The sequence below is a fragment of the Nocardia wallacei genome, from assembly GCF_029869545.1.
Classification (GTDB): Bacteria; Actinomycetota; Actinomycetes; order Mycobacteriales; family Mycobacteriaceae; genus Nocardia; species Nocardia wallacei_A.
In genome coordinates this window covers 24,463-32,712 of record NZ_JARWQD010000223.1, presented here as the reverse complement: position 1 = coordinate 32,712, position 8,250 = coordinate 24,463, and the positions used below count along the sequence as shown (strand labels likewise).

General features: G+C 69.9%; 8 protein-coding genes. 5 read left to right on the top strand and 3 right to left on the bottom strand.

Features of this window, described 5'->3' with window-relative positions; genetic code table 11:
• Nucleotides 1-369: 369 nt before the first annotated feature.
• A complete protein-coding gene (locus QH290_RS19085; protein ID WP_280265052.1) occupies nucleotides 370-1,341 on the top strand; it encodes a carbohydrate kinase family protein in 972 nt (323 codons plus the stop codon).
• A 206-nt stretch (nucleotides 1,342-1,547) separates the two neighbouring features.
• Nucleotides 1,548-2,261: an MBL fold metallo-hydrolase gene (locus QH290_RS19080; RefSeq protein ID WP_280265053.1), complete on the top strand. Its 714-nt coding sequence runs from the start codon at nucleotides 1,548-1,550 to the stop codon at nucleotides 2,259-2,261.
• 4 nt (nucleotides 2,262-2,265) lie between these two features.
• Here QH290_RS19080 and QH290_RS19075 read toward each other — a convergent pair whose 3' ends face one another.
• Entirely contained in the window at nucleotides 2,266-3,363 is a 1,098-nt protein-coding gene (locus QH290_RS19075) for a branched-chain amino acid aminotransferase (protein ID WP_280265054.1), read from the bottom strand.
• A 227-nt stretch (nucleotides 3,364-3,590) separates the two neighbouring features.
• Here QH290_RS19075 and QH290_RS19070 point away from each other — a divergent pair, with 227 nt between their 5' ends.
• The gene (locus QH290_RS19070) at nucleotides 3,591-3,797 is read left to right on the top strand and encodes a hypothetical protein (RefSeq protein ID WP_280265055.1); all 207 of its coding nucleotides are present in this window, start codon (nucleotides 3,591-3,593) and stop codon (nucleotides 3,795-3,797) included.
• A 60-nt stretch (nucleotides 3,798-3,857) separates the two neighbouring features.
• Here QH290_RS19070 and gcvT read toward each other — a convergent pair whose 3' ends face one another.
• Both gcvT and QH290_RS19060 read right to left on the bottom strand, forming a co-directional pair.
• A complete protein-coding gene (gcvT, locus tag QH290_RS19065) occupies nucleotides 3,858-4,958 on the bottom strand; it encodes a glycine cleavage system aminomethyltransferase GcvT (protein ID WP_280265056.1) in 1,101 nt (366 codons plus the stop codon).
• A gap of 77 nt (nucleotides 4,959-5,035) precedes the next feature.
• Nucleotides 5,036-5,650 (bottom strand): GNAT family N-acetyltransferase, encoded by a 615-nt coding sequence (locus QH290_RS19060; RefSeq protein ID WP_280265057.1) that lies wholly within the window; start codon nucleotides 5,648-5,650, stop codon nucleotides 5,036-5,038.
• A gap of 148 nt (nucleotides 5,651-5,798) precedes the next feature.
• Here QH290_RS19060 and QH290_RS19055 point away from each other — a divergent pair, with 148 nt between their 5' ends.
• Together QH290_RS19055 and QH290_RS19050 are read left to right on the top strand one after the other, a co-directional pair.
• Nucleotides 5,799-6,689, top strand: a complete 891-nt coding sequence (locus QH290_RS19055; RefSeq protein WP_280265062.1) for a TetR/AcrR family transcriptional regulator — start codon at nucleotides 5,799-5,801, stop codon at nucleotides 6,687-6,689.
• A 10-nt stretch (nucleotides 6,690-6,699) separates the two neighbouring features.
• Nucleotides 6,700-8,226, top strand: coding sequence for a leucyl aminopeptidase (locus QH290_RS19050; RefSeq protein WP_280384308.1), 1,527 nt, complete (start codon nucleotides 6,700-6,702; stop codon nucleotides 8,224-8,226).
• Nucleotides 8,227-8,250: the final 24 nt, after the last annotated feature.

Below are 8,250 nucleotides of genomic sequence, written 5' to 3'. Positions count from 1 at the left end.
GGGCACGCGGCTGCTCGATGCGTGGCTGGCCGTAGATCCGGTCGACACCGGGTCCCAGGCGCGGACTAACCAGCCGCCGATAAAGCCTTCCCGGATAGGAAAAACCGTAGCCCCCAGGGCCCCCCCCCTGACTGCTGCCCGGGTGAACCAAACCGGTTGTCGCACAACATAAGTGTTACCGACTGAGACACTCGGCCCGCTCGGGTGGTGAGGTCCCGGTTCGACGGTGTACGTTACGAACGACCGATTTCGTGCGTTCACGGGTCATTCACCCGGGCGTCCGGGATCCGGTCGCCTCCCCGCCGGCCCGCTACGCGTCTGTCGAGCAGCGACGAGGCGTGCGCAGCGCACGACACCGAAGGACCTCCCGTGACCATCGCCGTGTCCGCATCCATTGCGACCGACAACCTCATGCACTTCCCCGGAAGATTCTCCGAGGCGCTGCTGGCGGACCAGCTCGAGCATGTCTCGCTGAGCTTCCTCGTCGACGATCTGAACATCCGGCGCGGCGGTGTCGGGGCGAACATCGCGTACGCGATGGGTCTGCTCGATCGCAATCCGCTGCTGCTCGGCGCGGTCGGCGCCGACTTCGGCGAGTACCGCGAGTGGCTGGAACGTCACGGTGTGAACTGTTCGGCCGTGCTGGTCTCGGAGAAGGCGCACACAGCCCGGTTCATCTGCACCACCGACGACGAGATGGCCCAGATCGCCGCGTTCTATCCGGGCGCGATGAGCGAGGCCCGCGACATCTCGATCACCGAACTCTCCCGCACCCACGACCTGGAACTGGTGCTGGTCGGCGCCAACGATCCCGACGCGATGCTGCGCCACACCCGCGAATGCCAGGAACTGGGCATCCCCTTCGCCGCCGATCCGTCGCAGCAGCTGGCGCTGCTGACCGACGAGCAGGCCCGCGAGCTGATCGACGGCGCCGCGTACCTGTTCACCAACGAGTACGAGCTGGGCCTGCTGCGGCAGAAGACGGGCCTGACCCTCGACGAGATCGGGCAGCGCGTCGGCATCCGGGTCACCACCCTCGGCGCGAAGGGCGTGCAGATCGTCGACCGCGACGGCACCGAGGTCAACGTCGAGGTGGTGCCGGAGCGGTCGAAGGTCGACCCGACCGGCATCGGCGACGCCTTCCGCGCCGGATTCCTGACCGGCCACACCGCCGGGCTCAGCCTGGAGCGCGCCGCCCAGCTGGGGTCGCTCATCGCGGTGCTCGTGCTCGAGACCGACGGTCCGCAGGAGTGGGGCCTCGAGCGTGACGAGGCACTGGCGCGGCTCGGTGCCGCGTACGGCCCGGAGGCAGCCGCGGAAATCGCGCCGCTGCTGCACTGACGGCGGCAGCACCGATCGGTGCTGCATTGATCACCCCGAAATCACTTGCACCGCAACGCCGTGCGAGGCGATGCAATTTCCGCAATCCGCAAATAGGCGATCCGGCGATTCGACCGTGCGTGTTTCGTTTCGCCAGCATCCCGCACGTGACGAGTCACAATGCGGCCGAATGCGCGCCGGTCGCCGCCGAGCCATAGGGTGTCCGTATGGGATCCGACCGTGTGTATTTTCGTCAACTGCTGGCCGGGCGCGATTGGGCCGTGGGCGATCCGATCGCCACGCAGATGCGCAATTTCGCGTATTTGATCGGCGATAGAGACAGCGGCGAGTGCGTGGTCGTGGATCCCGCGTATGCGGCGGGCGATCTCGTGGATATCGCGGAGGCCGACGGCCTGCGCCTGACCGGCGTGCTCGCCACCCACCATCACCCCGATCACGTGGGCGGCACCATGCTCGGCTTCACCCTGCGCGGGGTGCGGGAACTGCTGGAGCGGGTGCAGGTTCCGGTGCACGTCAACGCCGAGGAACTGCCGTGGGTGGCCAATGTCACCGATATCGCGCCGAGCGAGCTGACCGGGCACGACCACGGCGACAAGGTGAGCGTCGGCGGATTCGAGATCGAATTGCTGCACACCCCCGGGCATACGCCGGGCAGCCAGTGCTTCCTGTTCGAGGATCGGCTCGTCGCCGGCGATACGTTGTTCGTCGACGGCTGCGGCCGCACCGATTTCCCGGGCGGCGATTCCGACGCGATGTTCCGCAGCCTGCGGTATCTAGCCGGGTTAGCGGGAGATCCGGTCGTTTATCCGGGCCACTGGTATTCGCAGGACCCGAGCGCCACGTTGTCGAACGTGCGCGACAACAACTATGTGATGCGGCCACAGACTTTGGAGCAGTGGCACATGTTGATGCCGGGCTGAGGGATCAGAGCGTGCGCATCCAGCCGTGAATATCGGCGAAGGTGCCGCGCTGAATTCCGGTGAGCGTCTCGCGCAGCGCCATCGTCACCTCGCCCGGTTCGCCGTCGCCGATGGTGAATTCTCCGTCCTCCGAGCGCACCGAGGCGACGGGGATCACCACGGCCGCCGTGCCGCAGCCGAACACCTCGGTGATCTCCCCGGACTCCACGCCCGCGCGCCATTCCGCCACCGACACCTTGCGCTCCTCGACCTGGTAGCCGGAGTCGGCGGCCAGGGTGAGCAGGGAGTCGCGGGTGATGCCGGGCAGCAGCGAGCCGGACAGTTCGGGGGTCACCAGCCGGGCCTGTGAGCCCGCGCCGAAGACGAAGAACAGGTTGTTGGTGCCCATCTCCTCGACGTAGCGGTGGTCGCAGGCGTCCAGCCACACCACCTGGTCGCAGCCCTTGTCGGCGGCCTGCTTCTGCGCCAGCAGCGACGCGGCGTAGTTACCGGCCACCTTGGCCTCGCCGGTGCCGCCCGGGGCGGCGCGCACGTATTCGGTCGACAGCCACACCCGCACCGGCTTCAGGCCGCGCGGAAAGTACGCTCCCGCAGGCGATCCCAGCAGCAGGTACTTGTACGCCTCGGCCGGTTTGACGCCGAGGCCGGATTCGGTGGCGAACATGAACGGGCGCAGATACAGCGAATCCTCGCCGCCCGCGGCCGGGACCCAGTCGGCGTCGACGTCCAGCAGCTGCCGCACCGACTCGACGAACAGGTCCTCCGGCAGTTCGGCCATCGCCATCCGGCGCGCCGACCGCTGGAACCGCTTGGCGTTGGCGTCGATGCGGAAGGTCGCGATGCTGCCGTCGGGCTGCCGGTAGGCCTTCAGGCCCTCGAAGATGGCCTGACCGTAGTGGAACACCATGGTCGCCGGGTCCATCGCCATCGAGCCGTAGGGTTCGACGCGCGGATTGGCCCACTCCCCGCCGATGTAGTCGATCGAGACCATGTGGTCGGTGAAGAAGCGACCGAACCCCGGGTCCGCGAGCATCTCCTGTCGCCGCGCCGCCGGAGTGGGCGACGGATGCGGAACACGGGTGAACTGCGCGGCAACGGTCATAGATCCGATCCTAGAACCCGGCGTCCGGGCCGTGATGCGAGGTCCGGGATCTGGAACAGGTGCCACCTCGAGTGCTGCGCAGTCTGCTCAGCCGGGCCGGAGCCTCGCCGGTGACCGGTGGGCAAGTCGCGCGGTGGCCGGTCCGGACAGCGAATCCGTTCAGGACGCTAACGGCGGGCGCCCGTACGCGATGGATCGGTGAGGTCCGAGCAGGAGGGAGCGGGACCGTGCGCATTCCGGCACAGTGGCGGCACCGCCGGTGGGCATACGTCCGCACCGGTGCGGGTGTGCTCGCGGCGATCGCCCTGATCTGCGCGGCCATCCTGCTGCTGCCGGACCGCGGCGCTCCCGCGCACGACCAGCCCGTCGTGCTGCTCCCGGTGATTTCGACAGCGCCGCCGCCCGCGACCGGCCCACCATCCCCAACCGGCTGACGCCCGCGGGCACGCGGAGTTGCCCGCTCCGCCGGTTCATCGGCCGTGGCCGCTCACCCGTCAGGAGGTGTGCGGCGTGACGAACGGGGGCTTGACGACCTCGGCCCGCAGGCGGCGGCCGCGGACGTCGACCTCGACCTCGTCGCCCGGTTCGAGACCGGCGGACTTGTCGAGCAGGGCCAGGGCGATGCCGATCTTCAACGTGGGCGAGAAGGTGCCCGAGGTGGTCTCACCGACGGTCTCGTCGCCGCGCAGCACGGTCTGACCCTGCCGCAGCACGCCCCGGTCGAGTGCCTTGAGCCCCAGCAGGTTTCGGCGCGCGCCTGCCGACTTCTCCTGCTCCAGTGCGGATTTGCCCCAGAACTCGGGCTTCTTCCAGCCGACGGCCCAGCCGCAGCGGGCCTGCACCGGCGAAATGTCCAGGGACAGTTCGTGTCCGTGCAGGGGATAGCCCATCTCGGTGCGCAGCGTATCGCGCGCGCCCAGACCGGCCGCCTCGCCACCGTGGGCGCGCACCTCCGTCAGCAGCGCGCGGAACAGCGGCTCGGCGTCCGCCCACCGCGGCAGCAGCTCGTATCCGTGCTCGCCGGTGTAGCCGGTGCGGCAGACCCGGACCGGGCGGTCCTCCCAGTCGGCGTCGGCGAAGGCCATGTACTCCATATCGGTGGGCAGGCCGAGCGCGGTGAGCACCTCCGCCGACTTCGGGCCCTGCACCGCGAACACCGCGTACTCGCGATGCTCGTCGGTCACGGTGATGTCCTCCGGCGCGGCCTTCCGCAGCGCCCCGACCACCCCCGCGGTATTGGCGGCGTTAGGCACCAGGAACAGCTCGTCGTCGCCGACGTAATAGGCGATCAGGTCGTCGATCACGCCACCGTCCTCGGCGCAGCACAGCGTGTACTGCGCCTTCCCCGGACGAATCTTCCCGAGATCGTTGGTCAGCGCGGAATTCACGAACCCCGCCGCCCCCGGTCCCCGCACGGTCGCCTTCCCCAGATGGCTCACATCGAACAGGCCGACGCTCGTCCGCACCGCGGTGTGCTCGGCCACCGTCCCCCCGTACTGAACGGGCATCTCCCACCCCCCGAACGGCGCAAACGTCGCCCCCAGCTCCGCATGCACGTGATGGATCGGTCCCTGCAGCAACGTCGAGTCGGTCACCAGCCGAGCTTAACCGCACCACCCGTCCCGCCCGACCTCCGCAATACCCGGCAGCGCCGGTCCCAGCGACACCCGGCTCAGCCCTGGAACCACATGGGCCGGAGGGTCGGGCCGCCGTCGGGGAGGTGGATGGGGTCGCCCTGCAGGACGAAGCCGCAGCGTTCGTAGAGGCGGGACGAGCGTTCCGTGCTGGCCTCCAGATAGGCCGGAAGTCCCTCGGCGGCAGCGGCTTTCAGACGGTCGGTGAGGATCGCCGCGCCCGCGCCCGAACCGCGGCGGTGCGGCACGGTGGCGATGGACTGCAGGTAGCGGTGCGGGAACTCGGCCGGGTGCCGCTCGGTGACCGATGTCAGCACCGTCTCCAGCCGCCGGAACGGGCGCAGTCCCGTGGTCCGGGCCAGTTCCGCGATCTCGGCGTGCTGCTCGTCGTACCGGTCCAGCGAGGCGACCGTGTGCCACAGCGAGACCGCCCAGATCTCCTCGCCGACACCGGCGATCCAGACCTCGTCGTCGCGCAGGGTCTGCGCCACCATCTCGGGCACGTGCTGGGTGACGAACTGCTCGGCGACCTCCGGATGGTCCGCCAGCACCCAGGTGGTCACCGCCTCGTCGGCATTCGCCTCGGCATACGCCGCCGCCACCGCATCCAGCTCGTCCACGCTCGCGCGCCGGACCACGATCCGCTCGTCCATCCGCCATCCTCCTGTCCAGAATTCCGCCGCGCGGGTTCCGCGGGGCCGCTCGGGTCCACGGCGCGCCCGAATCGGAACACCGTGTGTGCCTGCCAACCTATGAGTTCCCCAGCGGCTTTACGACCATTTCGTCACACTGAATGGTGTGATGAAATACGAGCAGCCGTGCACGGTCTGCGGCGCGCCGCTCGACCAGCCCGGCCGGGGTCGCAGGCGGCGCTACTGCTCCCGCTCCTGCCAGGCCCGCGCCTACCGCGGCCGCCGGGCGAACCCGGCCCCGCCGCAGCGTTCGGCGAGGCCGCACCGCCTCACCACGGTCGGTATCGTGCGGGCCGCGGTGGAACTGGCCGATCGCGACGGCCTGGAGGCGCTGTCCATGCGCCGCCTCGCCACCGAGCTGGGCGTGGCCACCACCCGGCTCTACCGCCACTTCCCCGACCGCGACACCCTGCTCGCCGAGATGGCCGAACTCGTGATCGCCGATGGCCTGCCGCCGCCCGTGGACGTCACCGGCTGGCGGGCCCGGCTCGCCCACGAGGCGCGCGCCGAATGGCGGCTGTACCGGCGCCACCCGTGGATGCTGCCGCTCCTCGCGCAGACCCGGCCGCCCGTCGGGCCCGCGCTGCTGGACAGCCTGGAACGCTCCTTCGCCGCCCTCGAACACCCGGAGATGACCCGGCAGCACATGCTCACGATCTATCTGGTGGTCTCGGGTCTGGTGCAGGGTTTGGCCCTGCTGCCGGGCTCGGAGCGCACGTCGGCAGACTCCGGCTCACAGACGGTCGAGGACTTCCGCGCCGCGGCCGCGGGCCTGGTGGAGGACGGGACCTATCCGACCCTCGCACGCCATTTCGACCCGGACCGCGACAGCGACGGTCTCGACATCGATTTCGACCGCCTGCTGGAGGATGGGCTGACGCTGCTGCTCGACGGGATCGCCGCCCGGCATTTCCGCACCGGCCCGCAGTCTTCGGAACAGCTCGCCCCCCGCCCGCAGCGCGCACACCACCCGGGCGACCCACAACCGCCCGACCAGTAGCCTTGTCCGCATGACAGCTGTTGCAGACCGTTCGCTCGGACCGGAAATGGCACTCACCGCGACCATCGGCACCGATACCGATGTGCTCGTCATCGGACTCGTCACCACCGACGACGGCCCGGCGATCGTTCCCGGCCCGGCCCTCGAGGGGGAGGCGGTGTTCGAGGATGTGGTGAGCGCGGATACGCGGGCGGCGCTGCTGGAACAGCTGCGGGCGGTCGGCGCGAAGGGCAAGGGCGAGGAGCTGACCCGGATTCCGGCGCCGGAGGGACTCGGCGTCGCCAGCGTGCTCGCGGTGGGCCTCGGTGCCGCGGGCAAGGTGGACGCCGAGCAGATCCGCAAGTCTGCCGGTGTCGCGGGACGCGCGCTGTCGGGCACCGGCACCGCCGTCACCACGCTCTCGGGACTGGATCTCGGCGCCGCGGCCGAGGGCTTCTATCTCGGCGCCTATACCTTCACCCCGTTCAAGTCCGACAAGTCCGCGCCCAAGCCGGACGAGCAGCCGGTGCGGCGAGTCGAATTCCTCGTTCCCGAACCGGGTTTCGGCGAGGAGACGCTGTTCCGCGCGCAGGCGACCGCCGAGGCCGTCGCGACCGCTCGCGACTTCGTCAACACCCCGCCCAGCCACCTGTATCCCGCCGAATTCGCCGCGCGGGCACAGGAATTGGCCGAGGCGGCCGGGCTCGAGGTCGAGGTGCTCGACGAGAAGGCCCTGGAGGCACAGGGTTTCGGCGGCATCGTCGGGGTCGGCAAGGGGTCCTCGCGCCCGCCGCGGCTGATCCGCATCACCTATCGGGGCGGTGCCAAGAAGGTCGCGCTGATCGGCAAGGGCATCACCTTCGACACCGGCGGCATCTCCATCAAGCCCGCGGCCAACATGGAGAACATGACCTCGGATATGGGCGGCGCGGCGGCGGTCATCGCCGCGGTCCTGCTCGCGGCGCGGCTCAGCCTGCCGATCACGGTGACCGCGACCGTGCCGATGGCCGAGAACATGCCGTCGGCCACCGCGCAGCGGCCCGGTGACGTGCTCACCCAGTACGGCGGCACCACCGTCGAGGTGATCAACACCGACGCCGAGGGCCGGTTGATCCTGGCCGACGCCATCGTGCGGGCGGGCGAGGACGAACCGGAGTACCTCATCGATGTCGCGACGCTGACCGGCGCGCAGCTGGTGGCGCTGGGCACCCGCACCCCGGGTGTCATGGGCACCGACGAGTTCCGCGACCGGGTCGCGCGCCTGTCGCAGGAGGTCGGCGAGAACGGCTGGGCCATGCCGCTTCCCGCGGAACTGCGCGCCGATCTCAACTCCAAGGTCGCCGATCTGGCCAACGTGGCCGCGCACCGCAACGGCGGCATGCTCGTGGCCGGGCTGTACCTCGAGGAGTTCCTCCCCGAGGGCGTGCAGTGGGCGCATCTCGACGTCGCGGGTCCCGCCTTCAACACCGGCGGCCCGTTCGGCTACATCCCCAAGGGCGGCACCGGCGTCCCCGTCCGCACCCTCATCGCCGTCCTCGCCGACATCGCCGCCGAGTAACCCGCCCGTTCGCGCACGCCTTCC